Origin of the sequence: Burkholderia sp. AU30198 (assembly GCF_020419825.1) — a bacterium.
Classification (GTDB): domain Bacteria; phylum Pseudomonadota; class Gammaproteobacteria; order Burkholderiales; family Burkholderiaceae; genus Burkholderia.
Genome location: NZ_JAIZSA010000001.1, coordinates 1,222,945 through 1,241,515 on the forward strand (window position 1 = coordinate 1,222,945; position 18,571 = coordinate 1,241,515).

General features: G+C 66.7%; 16 protein-coding genes. 11 read left to right on the plus strand and 5 right to left on the minus strand.

All coding sequences use genetic code 11. The annotated features are described in order from the left end of the window. Positions 1–44: 44 nt before the first annotated feature. A complete protein-coding gene (locus tag LGN19_RS05295; RefSeq protein WP_122947404.1) occupies positions 45–1,604 on the minus strand; it encodes a methyl-accepting chemotaxis protein in 1,560 nt (519 codons plus the stop codon). 230 nt (positions 1,605–1,834) lie between these two features. On the opposite strand from LGN19_RS05295, the gene LGN19_RS05300 reads away from it, so the two are divergent. Beyond that, a complete protein-coding gene (locus tag LGN19_RS05300) occupies positions 1,835–3,349 on the plus strand; it encodes an MDR family MFS transporter (RefSeq protein ID WP_122949550.1) in 1,515 nt (504 codons plus the stop codon). A 59-nt stretch (positions 3,350–3,408) separates the two neighbouring features. Here LGN19_RS05300 and LGN19_RS05305 read toward each other — a convergent pair whose 3' ends face one another. Further along, positions 3,409–4,407, minus strand: coding sequence for a quinone oxidoreductase family protein (locus LGN19_RS05305; protein WP_226213485.1), 999 nt, complete (start codon positions 4,405–4,407; stop codon positions 3,409–3,411). 131 nt (positions 4,408–4,538) lie between these two features. On the opposite strand from LGN19_RS05305, the gene LGN19_RS05310 reads away from it, so the two are divergent. The 7 genes from LGN19_RS05310 to LGN19_RS05340 all read left to right on the plus strand — a co-directional run bounded on the left by LGN19_RS05310 (position 4,539) and on the right by LGN19_RS05340 (position 11,286). Next, entirely contained in the window at positions 4,539–5,411 is an 873-nt protein-coding gene (locus LGN19_RS05310) for a LysR family transcriptional regulator (RefSeq protein ID WP_226213486.1), read from the plus strand. Between the two features lie 87 nt (positions 5,412–5,498). Continuing rightward, positions 5,499–6,059 (plus strand): GNAT family N-acetyltransferase, encoded by a 561-nt coding sequence (locus LGN19_RS05315; protein ID WP_226213487.1) that lies wholly within the window; start codon positions 5,499–5,501, stop codon positions 6,057–6,059. Between the two features lie 9 nt (positions 6,060–6,068). Further along, complete coding sequence (locus LGN19_RS05320) at positions 6,069–6,908, plus strand: MerR family transcriptional regulator (RefSeq protein WP_122947408.1); 840 nt, start codon at positions 6,069–6,071, stop codon at positions 6,906–6,908. 123 nt (positions 6,909–7,031) lie between these two features. Next, positions 7,032–8,012 carry a sulfonate ABC transporter substrate-binding protein gene (locus LGN19_RS05325; RefSeq protein ID WP_122947409.1) on the plus strand — a complete coding sequence of 327 codons (981 nt, stop codon included), beginning with the start codon at positions 7,032–7,034 and terminating at the stop codon, positions 8,010–8,012. Between the two features lie 359 nt (positions 8,013–8,371). Beyond that, on the plus strand, positions 8,372–9,940 hold the full coding sequence (gene ilvA, locus LGN19_RS05330; protein ID WP_226213519.1) for a threonine ammonia-lyase, biosynthetic: 1,569 nt from the start codon (positions 8,372–8,374) through the stop codon (positions 9,938–9,940). A gap of 641 nt (positions 9,941–10,581) precedes the next feature. Then, on the plus strand, positions 10,582–10,785 hold the full coding sequence (locus LGN19_RS05335; RefSeq protein ID WP_006485974.1) for a cold-shock protein: 204 nt from the start codon (positions 10,582–10,584) through the stop codon (positions 10,783–10,785). Between the two features lie 276 nt (positions 10,786–11,061). Next, the gene (locus LGN19_RS05340) at positions 11,062–11,286 is read left to right on the plus strand and encodes a hypothetical protein (protein WP_122947410.1); all 225 of its coding nucleotides are present in this window, start codon (positions 11,062–11,064) and stop codon (positions 11,284–11,286) included. 124 nt (positions 11,287–11,410) lie between these two features. On the opposite strand, the gene LGN19_RS05345 is transcribed toward LGN19_RS05340, so the two are convergent. Continuing rightward, on the minus strand, positions 11,411–11,638 hold the full coding sequence (locus LGN19_RS05345; protein WP_226213488.1) for a hypothetical protein: 228 nt from the start codon (positions 11,636–11,638) through the stop codon (positions 11,411–11,413). 9 nt (positions 11,639–11,647) lie between these two features. After that, positions 11,648–13,081 carry a CoA transferase gene (locus LGN19_RS05350; protein WP_226213489.1) on the minus strand — a complete coding sequence of 478 codons (1,434 nt, stop codon included), beginning with the start codon at positions 13,079–13,081 and terminating at the stop codon, positions 11,648–11,650. A gap of 103 nt (positions 13,082–13,184) precedes the next feature. Between LGN19_RS05350 and LGN19_RS05355 the strand changes: the two genes are divergently transcribed. Then, positions 13,185–14,480 carry a citrate synthase family protein gene (locus LGN19_RS05355; RefSeq protein WP_226213520.1) on the plus strand — a complete coding sequence of 432 codons (1,296 nt, stop codon included), beginning with the start codon at positions 13,185–13,187 and terminating at the stop codon, positions 14,478–14,480. Between the two features lie 228 nt (positions 14,481–14,708). Here the strand turns inward: LGN19_RS05355 and speB are convergent, their stop codons facing one another. Continuing rightward, entirely contained in the window at positions 14,709–15,677 is a 969-nt protein-coding gene (gene speB, locus LGN19_RS05360) for an agmatinase (RefSeq protein ID WP_089452548.1), read from the minus strand. Positions 15,678–16,047: 370 nt separating this feature from the next. Here speB and LGN19_RS05365 point away from each other — a divergent pair, with 370 nt between their 5' ends. Further along, the gene (locus LGN19_RS05365) at positions 16,048–16,719 is read left to right on the plus strand and encodes a lysoplasmalogenase (protein WP_226213490.1); all 672 of its coding nucleotides are present in this window, start codon (positions 16,048–16,050) and stop codon (positions 16,717–16,719) included. Between the two features lie 246 nt (positions 16,720–16,965). Continuing rightward, positions 16,966–18,555 (plus strand): flavin-containing monooxygenase, encoded by a 1,590-nt coding sequence (locus LGN19_RS05370; protein ID WP_174956259.1) that lies wholly within the window; start codon positions 16,966–16,968, stop codon positions 18,553–18,555. Positions 18,556–18,571: the final 16 nt, after the last annotated feature.

Consider the following 18,571-nt stretch of genomic DNA (forward strand, 5'->3'; position numbering starts at 1 on the left):
GACGACCGGCAGGCGAGCGCGCGCCCCGTCGCCGCCCCGGTCGATCAAGCGACCCGGAACGCGCCGACCGCGCGGCGCAGCCCGTCGGCCTGCTCTTCCAGCGACGCGGCCGCCGCCGCGGCCTGCTCGACGAGCGCCGCGTTCTGCTGCGACACCTGGTCCATCTGCGACACCGCCCGGTTCACCTGCTCGATCCCGTCGCGCTGCTCGTTCGACGCGGCCGCGATCTCCGTCATGATGCCCGTCACGCGCCCGATCGCCTGCTGGATGTCCTGCATCGTCGTGCCGGCCACGCCGACGAGCCGCGAACCGTTCGCGACACGCTCGACCGATTCGCCGATCAGCGTGCGGATTTCCTTCGCCGCCGACGCCGAGCGTTGCGCGAGCGTGCGCACCTCGCCCGCGACCACCGCGAAGCCACGGCCCTGCTCGCCCGCGCGCGCGGCTTCGACCGCCGCATTCAGCGCGAGGATGTTGGTCTGGAACGCGATGCCCTCGATCGTGCCGATGATGTCGGCGACCTTCTGCGAGCTCTGGTCGATCTCGTTCATCGTGCCGATCACCTCGCCGACCACCGTTGCGCCGCGCGTCGCGATCTCGCTCGCGCTGTCCGCGCACGCCTGCGCCTCGAGCGCATGGTCGGCATTCTGCTTCACGGTCGCCGTCAGTTGCTCCATGCTCGCGGCCGTCTCCTGCAGCGCGGACGCCTGTTCCTCGGTGCGCTGCGACAGGTCGGTGTTGCCGGCCGCGATCTGGTGCGTCGCCGTCGAAATCGCCTCGGAACCCTGGCTCACCTGGCGCACCGTGTCCGCGAGGCTGCGCTGCATGCCGGTCACGCCCTTGACCAGCTCGGCCATCTCGTCGTGCGACGACCAGCGCACCTCCGACGTCAGGTCGCCGTCCGACAGGCGGCGAAAGTGCGACAGCAGCCGGTTCACCGGCTGCGTGATCGCGTAATGCAGGCCGATCGCGCAGCCGAGGCATGCGGCGAGGCCGAATGCGATACCCGCGATCGCGCCCACGCGCATCCAGCCGTAATAGGTTTGCGCGGTGTCGTACACCTCCTTGCCACGCGCGGCCTGGTACGCGTCGAGCGCATCGGTCGCCTGCGTGAGCGCGACCGACAGCGGCGGCGCGACCTGCATCAGCAGCCGGTCGGCCTCGTCGCGGCGGCCGTCGCGCACCGCGTCGATCATCGGCTTCAACGCCTGCCCGATCAGCGCCTGACGCGCGGCGTCGAGGCGGCTCGCGAGCGGGCCTTCGTCGCCGTCGTGCGGCATCGCCGCGTAGCCGCGCCATGCGGTGTCGGCCTTCGCGAGATAGTTCTCGGCCTTCTGGACGAGATCGGGTACTTCCGGCGCTTCCGGATGCAGCAGCGCGCGGTCGAGCGTCGTACGCACGACCGTCAGGTTCAGGCTGGCCGCCGACAGCGCGGTCTTCGCAGCCAGCTGCTGCGTATAGGCCTCGTCCAGCGCGCGGTTCGAGCTCTGCATGCCGGCGAGGCCGATCAGCCCCGATACGACGAGCAGCGCGGCGACGAGGCCGAGCGTGGAGAAGATCCGCGTACGGATCGAGAAACGGGAAAACAGGACGTTCAGGTTCATGACGGGCCGTGAGCGATGAAAAGTGCCACGGCAATCGGTCCGCAGCACTCTGGATTACGGTTTGCCTGCAAAAAACTTGAGTCCGGCCCCGCTTTCCCCTGATCCCGGTCAATTTTTCGGGCCGGCAATCTCCTGTTACGGTTGCAACATATCGAGGCTGAGCAGAAATTGACCAGTCAACTATTCATGGCTATAGTTCGACACAATTCCCTGCCATGGCAGATATCTCGATGACCACCGACACCCTCCTCACTCCGCCGGCCGCCGAAACGGCCCGCCGCGACGCGCCGACCGGGCTGATCGTCGCCGCGCTGCTGCTGGTCATGCTGCTGTCCGCACTCGACCAGACGATCGTGTCGACCGCGCTGCCGACGATCGTCGGCGAGCTCGGCGGGCTCGACCAGTTGTCGTGGGTCGTCACCGCGTACCTGTTGTCGTCCACCGTCGTGCTGCCGCTGTACGGCAAGCTCGGCGACCTGTACGGCCGCAAGATCGTGTTGCAGGCCGCGATCGTGCTGTTCCTCGCGGGCTCCGCACTGTGCGGCGTCGCGCAGGACATGACGCAGCTGATCGTGCTGCGCGCGCTGCAGGGGCTGGGTGGCGGCGGCCTGATGGTCGTCACGATGGCCGCGATCGGCGATCTGGTGCCGCCCGACCGCCGCGCACGCTACCAGGGGATGTTCGGCGGCGTGTACGGCCTCGCGACGATCATCGGCCCGCTGCTCGGCGGCTTCCTGGTCGAGCACCTGTCGTGGCGCTGGATCTTCACGATCAACCTGCCGCTCGGCTTTCTCGCGCTCGCGGTGATCGGCGTCGCGTTCCGGCCGCACACCGCGCACGTGAAGCACCGGATCGACTACATGGGCGCCGCATTCCTCGCCACCGCCCTCACCTGCGTGATCCTGTTCACGAGCGAAGGCGGCTCGCTGCTGCCGTGGACGTCGCCGCAACTGTGGATGACGCTCGTGCTCGGCGTCGTCGCGATCGGCGGCTTCATTTATGAGGAACGGCTCGCGGCCGAGCCGATCATGCCGCTCGAACTGTTCCGTCATCGCACCTTCGTGCTGGTCAGCCTGATCGGCTTCGTCGTCGGCATCGCGCTGTTCGGCTCGGTCACGTTCATCCCGCTCTACCTGCAGGTCGTGAAGGGCTCGACGCCGTCGCAAGCCGGGATGCAGCTGCTGCCGATGATGGGCGGGATGCTCGTGACGTCGATCGTCAGCGGCCGGCTGATCTCGCGGCTCGGCTCGTACCGGATGTTCCCGATCCTGGGCACGCTGACCGGCGGTATCGCGATGGCGCTGCTGTCGACGCTGACGCTCGATACGCCGCTGCACACGATGTATGCGTACATGGCGCTGCTCGGGATCGGGCTCGGCATGGTGATGCCCGTGCTCACGCTCGCCGTGCAGAACACGGTCGAATTCCGGCACATGGGCGTCGCGACGTCGGGCGCGACGCTGTTCCGCTCGATCGGCGGCTCGCTCGGCGTCGCGGCGTTCGGCGCGCTGTTCTCGCACGGGCTGCAGTCGCGGGTGATGGCTGCGCTGCCGGCCGGCACGGAGCTGCCGCCCGCGCTCGGTCCGGCCGCCGTGCACCAGTTGCCGGATGCCGTGCGCGACGTGTACCTGCATGCGTTCGCCGGCTCGCTGCACGTCGTGTATCTCGCGGCGGCGACCGTCATCGCGATCGCGTTCGTGCTCGCGTGGTTCGTCGAGGATGCGCCGCTGCGCAAGCACCACTGAGCCTCCCGTGGATCGCGACGCGAGCATCGCGCCGCATCGCGATCCCCATCCGCCCGCCGTCAAGGCAGCAGCACGACCCCACCCGTCGTCGCGCGCGACTCCAGCAACCGGTGTGCATCGGCTGCCTGTTCGAGCGGTATCCGCGCACCGATCTCCATATGCATCCCGCCCGCCAGCCGGTCGAGCGTCGCGCGCGCAGCCTCCCGATATCCGTCAACGTCGCGCGCGATGAAGCCGAGCACGCTCGGCCGCGCCAGCGCGATCGACCGCGCCGGCCCCAGTTCGTCGAGATCGAACGTCTGCCGCGCACCGATCGCAGCCACCTGCCCGATGCTCGCGACCATCCCGAACGGACGGACCGCGCCGAGCGTGCGCGTCAGCACGTCGCCGCCGATCCCGTCGATCGCAAAATCGACCCCCGCGCCGCCGCCGAACGCGCGTGCCGCCGCGACAAAATCCGCCTCGCGATAATCGACGACCGCGTCGGCGCCGTGCGTGCGCGCGAGCGCGGCTTTCGCGGCCGACCCGACCGTGCCGATCACCCGCGCGCCGAGCGCACGCGCCCATTGCGTCGCCAGCAGCCCGACGCCGCCGGCCGCCGCATGCACGAGCACCGTGTCGCCGGCACCGACCTGCCGGACGCGATGCAGCAGCATATAAACCGTGATCCCTTTCAGCAGCCCGGCGGCGGCGGCTTCGTCGCTCAGGCCGTCGGGGATCGGCAGCACGCGCTCGACCGGCATCGTGCGCAGGCTCGCATAGCTGCCGGTCGGCATGCCCGCATACGCGACGCGCTGGCCGGGGACGAGTGCCGTCACGCCGGGCCCGACCGCATCGATCACGCCGGCCGCCTCGACGCCGAGCGCGTCCGGCAGCGCGGGCAACGCGTGCGCCCCCGTCCTGAAATAGATGTCGACGAAATTCACGCCGATCGCGGTCTGGCGAATCCGCACTTCGCCGGCGCCGGGCGGCGCGACGGCTGCATCGACGCGGCGCAACACGCCGGCGTCGCCGTAACGATCGATCCCGATCCGGATGGCAGTGGCAGTCTGGGGCATGACGTTCCTCGTAATCGAATGAAGTGACACGATCATCCCATCGTGCATAATCGAACGGAATTCACGCAAAACGCCCATCTACTGTGCAAAATTCAACCGATCAGGATTCCGCTCCCGCATCCGCGTTACCGATGAGCTGGGACGACATCCGCTATTTCCTCGCGGTGATGCGCAGCGGCAGCCTGTCGGCCGCCGCGCGGGCGCTGCAGGTTCAGCATTCGACGGTCGCACGGCGCATCGACGCGCTGGAGTCGGCGCTCGGCATCCGGCTGTTCGACCGGCTGCCGCGCGGCTGGCCGCCGACCGACGAAGGGCTGCACCTTGCCGAGCATGCCGCCCGCCTCGAAACCGACGCGCATGCGTTCGCGCGCGCCGCCCAGGGCGCGGCGGCGTTCGACGGCGTGGTGCGCGTATCGGCGTCGCCGGTGTTCGCGAGCCATTTCCTTGCGCCGCGGCTTGCCCGCGCGCAGCGCGCATGGCCTGCGCTGCGGATCGACCTGCTGGGCGAGATGCACGCGGCGAACCTGTACGCACGCGAAGCCGATCTCGCGGTGCGGCTGTCGCGGCCGACCGAGCCGGGGCTCGCCGCGCGCCGGCTCGGCACGATGCGCTTCGCGCTGTGCGCGACGCCGGAATGGGCGGACGCGCCGCCCGACACCTGGCCGTTCGTCGGCTACGACGATGCGCTCGCGCAAACGCCGCAGCACCAGTGGCTCGCCCGCTTCGCGGCCGGACGCCGTTTCGCATTCGTCACCAACGACCTGGCCGCCCAACATCGTGCGTGCGCGGCCGGTGCCGGCGTCGCGCTGCTGCCGAGGTTTCTCGTCGACGATCCGGCCGCGCACGCCGGCGCGCCGCTCGTCGAGCTGACGGCCGCACCGCGTTGCGACATCGAGCGCGAGATCTGGCTCGTCGTCCATCCGGACGTGCGTCGGTCGCCGCGCGTGCAGCGAGTCGCCGACGCGATCGCCGATGCCGTTCACGCGGCGGACGGACGGCTCTAGGCGGCCGCGGCCGCGCACGGCTTTGCCATGCGCCCAGGCGGCCGGCATAGTAGTGGTTTGCGTTCTGAATTCGCCGGACCCGCCGCCATGCACACCGCCCCCGCCTGCGTCGTTCGCGACGCGACCGACGCCGACCTCGATGCGATCCACGCGATCTATGCGCACCACGTGCACCACAGCGTCGCGTCGTTCGAGGAAACACCGCCCGACGTCGACGAACTGCGCGCGCGCCGCGACGCGGTGCTGCACCACGGACTGCCGTATCTCGTCGCCGAATGCGACGGCCGCGTGGCCGGCTACGCGTACGCGACGCCGTACCGCACGCGCAGTGCGTACCGCTTCACGATCGAGGACTCGATCTACATCGACGATGCGCAGCGCGGGCGCGGGATCGGGCGCGCGCTGCTCGCGGCGCTGATCGAACGCTGCGAGGCCGGCCCGTGGCGGCAGATGATCGCGGTGATCGCCGACGGCGGCACCGGCGGCTCGACGTCGCTGCATCGCGCGTTCGGCTTCGAGCCGGCCGGCATGCTGAAGGCGGCCGGTTTCAAGCACGGCCGCTGGATCGATACGGCGCTGCTGCAGCGCCCGCTCGGCAATGGCGCGAACACGCTCCCCGTCTCGCCGGAGCCTGTCGCGTCGCGCTAGAATGGCCGCATGTCAAAACAGACTCATTCCACACCCGACGAGGCGGCGCCGGACTCCCGCAACGAGTACACGGTCGACGAACTTGCACGCGTGTCCGACACGACCGTGCGCAATGTCCGCGCCTACCAGGATCGCGGGCTGCTCGCGCCGCCGGAAAAGCGCGGCCGCGTCGGCATCTACGACGACACGCACGTCGCGCGCCTGAAGCTGATCAACCACCTGCTCGCACGCGGCTACACGCTGTCGAACATCCAGGACCTGATCAAGGCGATCGACGAAGGCCACGACCTGCGCTCGATCCTCGGCCTCGAAAACGCGATCGGCGGCCGCTGGTCGCACGAACTGCCGAAAACGTATTCGCTTGCCGCGCTCGCGCAGATGTTCGGCCCGCAGGCGACCACGCAGCTGTCACGCGTGACCGAACTCGGCCTGCTCGAACGGCGCGGCCTGTCGTTCGTCGCGAAGAGCCCCGCGCTGCTCGAAGCGGCAGCCGCGATGACGAAGGAAGGCATCCCGCCGCGCGAACTGCTCGACGTGATCAGCCTCGCGCGGCCGCATTTCGACGCGATTGCGCGACTGCTCGTCGATCTCGTCGTGAAGCGGCTCGACCGCTACGACGCCGGCACGCTGCCGCCCGCCACCGACGTGCCCGAACTGGTCGATGCGATCTGGCGCCTGCGCCCGCTCGCGGCCGTGTTCGTCGAGGGCGAGACGAACCGCGCACTCGAAACCGCGGCGAGCGCGTATCTCGGCGGCCGCGTCGCGACGATCCTCGACAAGAAGCTCAGCGACGAGGCCGCGCGACAATCCGGCACGCCGGCATCGGAAAACGGCAGCGACGAAGCATAGGCGCGCCGCCGTCATATTGATATCGGCAATGCTTCGTTTGCGGGTGTGATCGCCCATGCGACGATTCTTCCAACCGAGCGGCACCACCGCTCGCCCGAAGACGTTTTGCATGGAGTCCGTTCGATGATTCGTTTCACCCGCTGGATCGCCCGCACCGCCGCCGTCACGCTCGTCGCACTGTCCGCCGCGTCGGCCTTCGCGCAAGGCGGCGCCGACAAGGTCGTGCGCATCGGCTACCAGAAGGCCGGCCTGCTGTCGGTCATCAAGGCGCAAGGCTCGCTCGAAGCGCGGCTCAAGCCGCTCGGCTATGGCGTCCAGTGGTTCGAATTCCCGGCCGGCCCGCAACTGCTCGAAGCGCTGAACGCGAACAGCATCGACTTCGGCTATACGGGTGCGCCGCCACCCGTGTTCGCGCAGGCGGCCGGCGTGCACTTCGTCTATGTCGGCGCGGAACCGCCGGCGCCGCACAATGAAGCCGTGGTCGTGAAGGCCGATTCGCCGATCCGTTCGGTCGCCGGCCTGCGCGGCAAGAAGATCGCGTTGCAGAAGGGCTCGAGCGCGAACTACCTGTTGCTCGAAGCACTGAAGAAGGCCGGCGTGCGCTACGACGAAATCCGCCCCGTGTACCTTGCGCCGGCCGACGCGCGCGCCGCGTTCGAGAGCGGCAACGTCGATGCGTGGGTCGTCTGGGATCCGTACTATGCAGCGGCGCAAAATGCGCTGAAGGTGCGCACGCTGTCCGACTACACAGGCCTCGCGGCGACCAACAACTTCTACGAAGCCACGCGCGATTTCGCGCAGCAGCATCCCGACGTGGTCGGCGCGATCCTGAAGCAGGCGCGCGAGACGGGCCAGTGGGTCAACACGCATCCGGCCGACACGGCCGCGCTGATCGCACCGAAGGTCGGCCTGCCGCAACCGCTCGTCGAAACGTGGATCAAGCGTGTCCCGTTTGGCGCAGTACCGCTCGACGAAAAGATCGTCGCGGCCCAGCAAGGTGTCGCCGATGCGTTTTATGCGGCGAAGCTGATTCCGCAGAAACTGAGCGTGGCCGACAACGCATGGGTCGACAAGCGCATCGCGCCCGCGCTCGCCGCAAAGTAACGCGAACATCGCGGCGCGCATTGATTCGAACCAGGCCGACCGGCACCCTGCCCGTCGGCCTGGTTCGCTGCTTGTCACGGATTGCCGGGAAAGGCGACGCGAAGTACCGGCACTCGACCAGGCAGCCATCCATGATGGCCGGAATTCGCTCGATACAGTTGACAACTACCGTTGCCATGGTTGATGCTTGAACACATGAGCTGCCGAGCATTCACCATCGCGCTGATTATTCGCACCATTCTTCGAATGGTGGGTTAGCGCGCATCCGGCTCAATGACGACAACCCGCCCCTGAGGCGGGTTTTTTCATTTCCGCCCAGGGCATTTCAAACCCGCCCTCGAAAGGAAATGACCGTGCCCTTGTACCGAAGCTCGCCTGACGCTTGCACCACGCTTGCCGCGCAAACCCGACCGCCAATCGACTACGTCAAGAAAATTCTCACTGCGCGTGTCTACGACGTCGCGCGCGAGACCGAACTCCAACCCGCCCGCAACCTGTCGGCCCGGTTGCGGAACCCCGTCTACCTGAAGCGCGAGGACAACCAGCCGGTGTTCTCGTTCAAGCTGCGCGGCGCGTACAACAAGATGGCGCATATTCCGGCGGACGCGCTCGCGCGCGGCGTGATTACGGCGTCGGCCGGCAATCACGCGCAGGGTGTCGCGTTCTCGGCGGCCCGGATGGGTGTCAAGGCGGTGATCGTCGTGCCCGTCACGACGCCTCAGGTGAAGGTCGATGCGGTACGCGCGCATGGCGGCGCGACGGTCGAGGTCATCCAGGCGGGCGAGTCGTACAGCGACGCGTATCAGCACGCGGTCAAGGTGCAAGCGGAGCGCGATCTCACGTTCGTCCACCCGTTCGACGATCCATACGTGATCGCCGGCCAGGGCACGGTCGCGATGGAAATCCTGCGCCAGCACCAGGGCCCGATCCATGCGATCTTCGTGCCGATCGGCGGCGGCAGTCTCGCGTCCGGCATTGCCACCTACGTCAAGGCCGTGCGCCCGGAGATCAAGGTCATCGGCGTGCAGACCGACGATTCATGCGCGATGGCGCAATCGCTCGCGGCCGGTCGACGCGTCGAGCTGACCGAGGTCGGCCTGTTCTCGGACGGCACCGCGGTGAAGCTCGTCGGCGAGGAAACGTTCAGGCTGTGTGCCGAACACCTGGATGGCGTCGTGACGGTCGACACCGATGCACTATGTGCGGCCATCAAGGACGTGTTCCAGGATACCCGCAGCGTGCTCGAACCGGCCGGCGCACTCGCGGTCGCGGGCGCGAAGCGCTATGCGGAACGCGAAGGCATCGAGAACCAGACGCTCATTGCGGTCACGTCCGGCGCGAACGTGAACTTCGACCGGATGCGCTTCGTCGCCGAGCGCGCGGAGGTCGGTGAGGCGCGCGAAGCCGTGTTCGCGGTCACGATCCCCGAGGAACGCGGCAGCTTCAGGCGTTTCTGCGCGCTCGTCAGTGACCGCAACGTGACCGAGTTCAACTACCGGATCGCCGACGCGCAATCCGCGCACTTCTTCGTCGGCATGCAGATCAAGCGCCGCGGCGAATCGGCCGAAATCGCCGCGAACTTCGAATCGCACGGCTTCACGACCATCGACCTGACGCACGACGAACTGTCGAAGGAACACATCCGCTACATGGTGGGCGGCCGTTCGCCGCTCGCACTCGACGAGCGCCTGTTCCGCTTCGAATTCCCGGAACGGCCGGGCGCGCTGATGAAGTTCCTGTCCGCGATGGCGCCGGACTGGAACATCAGCCTGTTCCACTACCGCAACCAGGGCGCGGACTACAGCTCGATCCTCGTCGGGCTGCAAGTGCCGCAGGCCGATCGCGTCGAATTCGAACGCTTCCTGTCGACGCTCGGCTATCCGTACATCGAGGAAGGCAACAATCTCGCCTATCGCTTGTTCTTGTAGTACGGAGCGCGCCTGTCGACGATGCGGGCCTTCAGGACAGTTGATCGTCCTTGCCGCATCGGAAGCAGCTGTCATCCATCTCGCACGATCGGTGGCGCATCGGAACACGCGCCGCCGATTGCTTCGGCCGTTTGCTCCGGCGCATGACGGGTGCACGACGCATCGGCCTTTTTCGTTCTTGTCGAATTTTCAGGAAACGCGGGACGAACGGTCGGCGTTCGACCAGAGCGCGGGTCTCGCTTTTATGTTTATCGAGGACGACCGCGAAGCGATGCCCCGTCGCAAGGTGATCCCCGATTCGAATGGCGGCTTTGGATCAGGCTCTGTGGCTGCTTCGGGTCGTTCAGCGCCACCAACCCCATCAGGCCCTGTTCAACCTGCACGTCATGCCGGGGAGCGCGCGCAGCCTGGCAGGGCCACATCGCTTCATCCGCCAATCCGACCGCCTGGTGAAATAGTTACAAGTTAACGATTGACGCCAGCACCGCCCAGCGGTTAATGTTTCGACCGAAGTTCAAGAAGTCCGATTGCTGTTCATCAATTGATCGCTCCTCGGCGGTATTCGTTGTCCTCTCCCTCCTTGACGCTTCACGCGCTCTTTTACAGAGCAAATCTTCATATTTTTTTCTCAAGGAATCTTCATGGATACCGGTATCGTCAAGTGGTTCAACGACAGCAAAGGCTTTGGCTTCATCACGCCCGACAACGGCGGCGACGATCTCTTCGCTCATTTCTCCGAAATTCGCGCCGACGGCTTCAAGACGCTGGCTGAAAATCAGAAGGTGAGCTTCGAAACGAAGCAAGGCCCGAAGGGTCTGCAAGCGGCCAACATCAAGCCGCTGTAAAGTTTGAAGGACCCGGCCTCCCGTAACGGGCGCCGGGTTGCAGCGACATCCTCGCGGAGATTGGTCTCCCAAAGTTGGCGCAATTGCTCTTAGCTGCAACGGTTCATTCCGCAGCTCGCCTAGCGCCACACGCCTCGTTGCACTTCATTCCCCCTCTGGCTGCGAAGCCCTTTTTCGCTTTACGACTGCTTCAGATTCAGCTCGCAATGGCTTGAATCGGCGCACCCGTGCACATTCCGCACGGCACGCGCGCACTCGAACATTATTAAAATTAAAATGCAGAACAAACAAATTCAACAATACAACGGCTATGCCGTTCACCCCTCGGCGCATCGTTTGCCCGACGGAAGCTTTTCATCCAACTTGCTGCTGGAACGCGCCGGCAGCCCACGCACCGAAGGCCGCTACCAGTTCTATTCGCTCGATTACTTCACGAGTGAGGAGCAGGCATTGCAGCATTCGGCCCGCTGGGCACGCAACTGGGTCGACACGCGCGGTTAAAGGCAACGCCCGGCCATCGATCCAGCAACGCGCCGGCGGCCTGCGCGCGCCTATTTGCTTCACTCGCCCGCCCCCTCTCCAGCGGCCGCGTTGACCACCATATCGAGGGTCTCGAACCGCTCTGTCAGCGTATCCCGATCGCGTTCCACCCGATCAGGCACGCCCACGCCGGCAGCCAGGGCACGGTGGAGGGCGCATCGGGAAACACGCCTTCGATCGCTTCGGCCGCGTGTTCCAACACGTTCACGCGCAGTCCGATGATGACAACCTGCGCATTGCGCTGAGCGCAATGCGTCGCCGTGGCCGGGTCGATTCCCGTCCCGCCGCCACGCACCGACACCCGCCGATTCATCGCCCCGCCTCAAAGATCGCCGTTCGAAGACAACCACTCGGGTTCGTACGCACCTAGCGCGCGTGCCGGATAAAACCATCGGAGCGGTGCATCGTCGATCTGCACTGGCGGCAGGAGCCGGGATGCCGGCCCCCATGACGTCGGTTCGACGTGCTCCGCACGATCACCTTGACCGTCGGCGACCAGTTCGACCACCTCGCTCATGGGCTCCGACCGCAGCTGCAAATCGACCGCCGTACGCGCCAGCGACGCGCGGACCTCCGTACCGACACCCTGTTTCATTCGCGTCGTCAGCCCGCGGATCGCGGCCGTCGCCATCAGGTAGCCCGTCGCGTGGTCAATGGCCTGAACGGGCAGGTTCACCGGTGCATCGCCGCCCATCACGCGCATGCCCGCCTCAGCGATTCCCGTGCTCGTTTGAATGAGGCTGTCGAAGCCGCGCCGGCACCGCCATTCACCGCTCCAGCCATAAGCGTCGAGCGACACATCGATCAGCGCAGGATTCAGTTCGCGCCGATGCGCAGCGTCGAGCCCGAGGCGCGCCAGCGCGTCGGACCGGTAACCGTGCACGACGATATCCGCGCTGCCGAGCAGCTGCTTGAGCGTATCGAGATCCGCGGCATCCTTCAGGTTCAGCCGCGCACATCGCTTGCCGAGGACGACTTCGGGCACCGTACCCGGTTCTTCCCAACCGTACGGATCGATCCGCAGCACGTCGGCGCCCAGGCCCGCAAGAAACCGCGTCGCCACCGGGCCGGCGAGAATGCGCGTCAGGTCGAGCACGCGAATGCCGCGCAACGGCCGGTCTTTCGCCGGCCGCCAGTCACGCGCGACGGCATCGGTCCCGGCATGAACATGCAGCAACGGTTCGGTTGCGACCGCCTTGCCCTGCGGATGCTCGGCCCACTCCTGTGCCGAGTACATCGCCGCGGCACAACCACCGCGCTCGACGATCGCGTCTTCGAGCGCACCGGCATCCCAGCGACTCACCGCTTGCGCGACCGCCTGTGCATCGGCGGCACAGTCGAGCACCGACAAGGCGGCCAGTCGGTGATGCGGCGCATTGGTGTGCAACCGGATCCAGCGATCGCGCGCCCGATAGTTGCCGGCCACCGGATCCCATTGAGGCGGCATCGTCCAGCCCTGCGGACGCAGCGACGTGCCGAACCACAGCGACGCCATGCGCCGGTCGACCCGCACCGACGGCGTCGTTCCGGTCGACGCATGCAGCAATTCGGCAACGGACGTCCCTGCCGCGCCGATTGCCGCCGTGGCCAGGTCGGTTACGCGAAACGCGGAAACCAGCTCGCCCGACCCGCTGAAGCTGCACGATTCGAGGAACGCCTGAGACCCACCCGCCGCCAGCCAGAACGCCCGCAGATGACGCGACACCCGATCCTCATCGGCCACGGCCCATTCCCTCGACATTTGATCGATACGCATGTTCGCCTCGCATGAATTAGGTGACGCAAAGATCGTCTCGCTCGCATTTGCTGTCAACGTTGATTATCCTGATCAACCTGTCGAACGATTCCCCCTGCGCACGATGTCGAACTACCTGAATTCGACCGAAGCCGCGGCAAGGCTCGGTGTCTCACGGCAAACCCTCTATGCATACGTCAGCCGCGGCCTGCTTCGCGCGGAACCGGGCGGCAGCCACCGTGAAAGCCGCTACCTCGCGGCCGATGTCGAGCGGCTCGCGGATCAACGCGCACGAGGCCGCAAGCCGAAGGAAGTGGCGAAGGCCGCGCTGAACTGGGGCTCGCCCGTGCTCGAGTCGAGCATCACGTTGATCGATGGCGGCCGGCTCTTCTATCGCGGTGTGGATGCACTCGATCTCGCTGCCCGCACGAGTCTCGAGGAAGTCGCGGCGCTGCTATGGCGATGCGACGAGGAGACTGCTTTCGGCCGTCACGTTCCCGCTACGCCCGCGGTACTGCGAACGCTCTTCAGGCACTACGCCGATCAACGCGCCGAGCAGGCCCTGCTACCGCTCTTCACCGTCGCAAGCGAGGACGCGCCAACCGCGATCTGGCAGCAATCGACCGATCGTCACGCGCAGGGTTGTGGTGATCTCGTGCGGATTCTGGCCGCCTGCCTGTTGCGAACCCGCATCGACACAGCGCCCATCCATGTGCAATGCGCGCGGGCGTGGGGCGTCGGGCCTGCGGGTGCAGAACTGATCCGGATGGCACTCGTGCTGTGCGCGGACCACGAACTGAACGCGTCGAGCTTCACGGGGCGATGCATCGCGTCGACGAACGCGAGCTTGCGTGCCGTCGTGGTCGGCGGCCTGGCCGGCCTGTCGGGCGAGCGGCACGGCGCCACTACCGCGCGTGGCGAAGCCCTGTGGGACGAGCTGGGTAATAAGGACATCGAGCAAAAAATGGGCGCGCGTCTGGCCCGGGGAGACGGCTTGCCCGGCTTCGGACATGCGCTCTATCCCGACGGCGACGTGCGCGCGACGTATCTGTTGTCGCGGATCCTGCCGCGCCATCCTCAATGGAAAAGGATGATCGATGCTGGCAGCGCGCTCGTCGGCCACAAGCCCTCCCTGGATCTCGCGCTGGTGGCACTGCGCAGACATTTGCGGCTTCCCGTCGGTGCCGCATTCGGCCTGTTCGCGCTTGGCCGCTCGATCGGCTGGATCGCGCATGGGCTGGAGCAGCGCGAGCAATCCGATCTCATCAGGCCGCGTGCGGTTTATACGGGAACGTGGCCTGATGGCGCCGGCATCGAGGCGGATCATTCGCGATCCCGTGGACGGTCGGGAAAGCAGCAGGCGACGCATCGTGCGGCTCCGGAAGACGACATGCTTGCTGCTTTTTTCAGGAGTCGCTAGCTTCTCGGTTGATGTTGTCCGCGCATGTCATCAGTGACACGCCAACGCCTCGTTGGCATATGGAAGCAGCCACCCGCTGACGTTTCGCGGATGTCGCCAACGAGTCGGCACGGCCCCTCTACGGAAATCCGTGAAGACTTTTTCGCCGAATCCACGGAATGCAAACAGCACATCGATCCGGCGATACGCGCACCGCGCCGGCGGCACGCGCATGCCCGGCATGCCGACTTACTTCAGCGCCCCCGCCACCTTCTTCTGCCGCCACAAACACAGCAAATCGCACGCGACATGCGCGGCCGCGATCGCCGTGATGTCCGCGTGGTCGTAAGCAGGCGCCACCTCGACCACATCCGCACCGACCAGGTTCACCGCGCCGAGCGCGCGCACGATCGCGAGCGCCTGTGCCGAAGAAAGCCCGCCCGCGACCGGCGTGCCCGTGCCGGGTGCGAACGCCGGATCGAGGCAATCGATATCGAACGTCAGGTACGCGGGCCGCGCACCGACGATATCGACGATCCGCTCGACCGCCGCGCGCGAACCGTGGTCATGTACCCACGCCGCATCGAGCCGCTCGATGCCGAGAAAATCGTCGTTCCATGTGCGGATGCCGACCTGTACCGACGTCGCCGGATCGATCAACCCTTCCTTTACGGCCTTGTAGAACATCGTCCCGTGATTGAGGCTGTCCGGATCGTCGTCGGCCCACGTATCGCAGTGCGCGTCGAAATGGATCAGCGACAGCGGCTTGCCGTAGCGCTCCGCATGCGCGACCAGCAGCGGATACGTGATGTAGTGGTCGCCGCCGAGCGTCAGCATCTTCGCGCCGGAACCGAGGATCGTGCGCGCATGCTCGACGATCGCGGGCTTGATCGACAGCGGGTTGTGCGCGTCGAACCAGCAGTCGCCGTAGTCGATGGCCGCGAGATCGTCGAACGGGTTGAAGCCCCACGGGTACGGATGAAGCTCCGCGAGCTGCACGCTCGCCGCGCGGATCGCGGCCGGGCCGAGCCGCGCGCCGGAGCGGTAAGTCGTCGCGAGGTCGAGTGGCACGCCGGAGATCGCGACGTCGACGCCGTCGAGTTCGCGCGAATAGTTGCGGCGCATGAACGACAGCACGCCCGCATAGGTGTTTTCGATCGACGAGCCGTACGGCGTCGTGCGACGGATCGCGCCGTCGCCGTGGAGAAGTTCGGTCATGGTCGGACCTGTTTTCGTGGGGAGGTCAGCCTGCCCCGCTTCGCATGAGCACACGGGCCGGGCACGGCATGGATTCATCGGGCCCGCATCGGCTTGCGCATCCAGTCGCGCGGCCGGGCGGAACAACGACAGCGACAGCAACAACCACATCGACAACGGCAATACCGCGGCGATCATAGCAAGCCGAATTGAAGTCGTTGCCCCGGTTCAACCGGGGCAAAGTGCAGAAGGCAACCGCTCCCGCACCGCCTTCGATTCCTAGAAGGATTCGCCGGTTTTCGCCCGCCCTTTCTTCCGGATAATGGCCGACAGCCGCGCCCTCGACCGCGCGCCGTCCACCGCAGACAACAACAAACCGGAGACACCCGCCTTGATCGCCACGCTTCCCGCCACCTACCGCCGGCTCTGGCCGCTCGCCGTCGCCGCCGCGTTGCTGTACGGGCTGTCGCTCGCCGCCGCGCCCTATCCCGGCCAGGCCGTCGCGAAAGCGGCGATGGGCATCCTCCTGCTCGCAGCGGGCAGCACTTGCGCCGCGCCGCGCGAACGCGCGTGGCTGTGCGCGGCACTCGTGACAGCCGTGCTCGGCGACGTGCTGCTCGCGCTGCCCGACTGGCCGCTGTCGTTCGTGCTCGGCCTCGGCGCGTTCCTGCTCACGCACCTGTGCTATTGCGCGATCTTCATGCGCTGGCGCACGCGGCCGCACGGCTGGCGCATCGTCGCGCTCGTCGGGCTGTGGATCGCCGCGCCGGCGTTCTACGTGGCCTTCCTTCCGCACCTCGGCGAGTTGCTGGCACCGGTCGCCGTCTACATGCTCGTGCTGTGCGCGATGGCGAGCTTCGCGCTCGCTGCCCGCACGCGCGGCCCGCTGGTGGCCATCGGCAGCCTGATCTTCGTCGGCTCCGATACGCTGATCGGCGTCGGCCGCTTCCTCGGCGGCTTTCCGGGCATCGATTACCTGATCTGGGGCCTCTACGCGCTCGCGCAGGTCACGATCGTGGCCGGGGTTTTCCATGAGACGGCCGCCCGAACGATCCGTCCCTGATACTGTTTCAAACAGACCGCCGCGTGCCGGCGGTCTCGTCCGCCGTCTCTCTCGCCCTACCGACGGCCCTTCCCACGCCTCCCGCGATGCGGAAAGCGGCCCGTTCCAAACCCCGCTCAGCCTTTTCCCGTCTGGCTTCCGGCCCTTAGAGCGCCGCTTCTAGCCTCTTGCGGTTTCCGGGCTCACCCACTATCGTTACATCAAACAATGTAACATTCGAAAATGAGCCAAATCGGAGACACCCGGATGAATGCTCGCACGTTGCCTTTCGGTCCGCCCGGCCACGACGGCCTGGACGAAACCATCGACATCGCCATCATCGGCACCGGCTTCGCCGGCCTCGGGATGGCGATCCGCCTGCGTCAGACAGGCGTGACCGACTTCGTCGTCCTCGAGAAGGCCGCGTCGGTCGGCGGCACGTGGCGCGACAATCATTACCCCGGGTGTGCATGCGACGTGCAATCGCACGTCTATTCGTTCTCGTTCGCGCCGAACCCGCGCTGGACGCGCATGTTCGCGCCGCAGCCGGAGATCCGCGCCTATCTGGAAGACTGCGTGCAGCGCTTCGGCGTCGGCCCGCACCTGCGCCTGAACCACGAGTTGCAGCGCGCCGAGTACGACGAAGCCGCGCAGCGCTGGCGCCTCACGTTCGCGAACGGCAAGCGGCTGTCCGCGCGCGTGCTGGTGTCAGGAATGGGCGGCCTGTCGCGCGCCGCGCTGCCGTCGATTCCCGGCGTCGAGAACTTCAAGGGCCGCGCGTTCCATTCGCAGCAGTGGGATCACGACTACGCGCTCGAAGGCAAGCGCGTCGCGGTGATCGGCACCGGCGCGAGCGCGATCCAGTTCGTGCCGCAGATCGCGCCGCGCGTGAAGGAACTCGCGCTGTTCCAGCGCACGCCGCCGTGGATCATGCCGAAACCCGACCGCAACCTGACCGGGCTCGAGAAATGGCTGTTCCGCACGCTGCCGTTCACGCAGAAGGCCGTGCGCAGCAGCATCTACTGGATGCTCGAATCGCGCGTGCTCGGCTTCGCGATCCATCCGTCGCTGATGAAGAACGTGCAGAAGCTCGCGCTGCGCCACATCCGCAAGCAGATTCCCGATCCGGAACTGCGCAAGACCGTCACGCCGAACTACACGCTCGGCTGCAAGCGCGTGCTGATCTCGAACGACTACTACCCGGCGCTGTCGCGCAAGAACGTCGACGTGATCACGACCGGCATCGACCACATCGAAGCCGACGCGGTCGTGACGACCGACGGCCGCCGCCATGAAGTCGACTGCCTGATCTACGGCACCGGCTTCCAGGTGGCCGATCCGTATCCGCGCGGCGCGATCATCGGCCGCGGCGGGCTCGACATCGTCGACGCATGGCGCGACGGTGCGCACGCGTATCTCGGCTCGACGCTGCCCGGCTACCCGAACTTCTTCATGATCGTCGGCCCGAACACCGGCCTCGGCCACAACTCGATGGTGTTCATGATCGAGTCGCAGATCGAATACATCCTCGGCGCGCTGCAGGCGATGCATCGCGAACGGGCGGATGCGATCGAGGTGCGCCCGCTCGTCGAGGCGCAGTTCAACAGCGACCTGCAAGGCCGGCTCAAGAAGGCGATCTGGTCGACGGGCGGCTGCAAGAGCTGGTACCTCGATCCGCGCACCGGCAAGAACACGACGCTGTGGCCGGGCTTCACGTGGCGCTTCCGCCAGGCGACCGCGCACTTCTCGATCGCCGACTACCACGCGTATCGCGCGCCGCAACACGACACGACCGCGCGGCCCGTCGCCGCGCCCGCCGCTTCCGCTTCGACTTCCACGTCCGCCGAAGCGGCCTGAGCCAGACAAGGAGCAA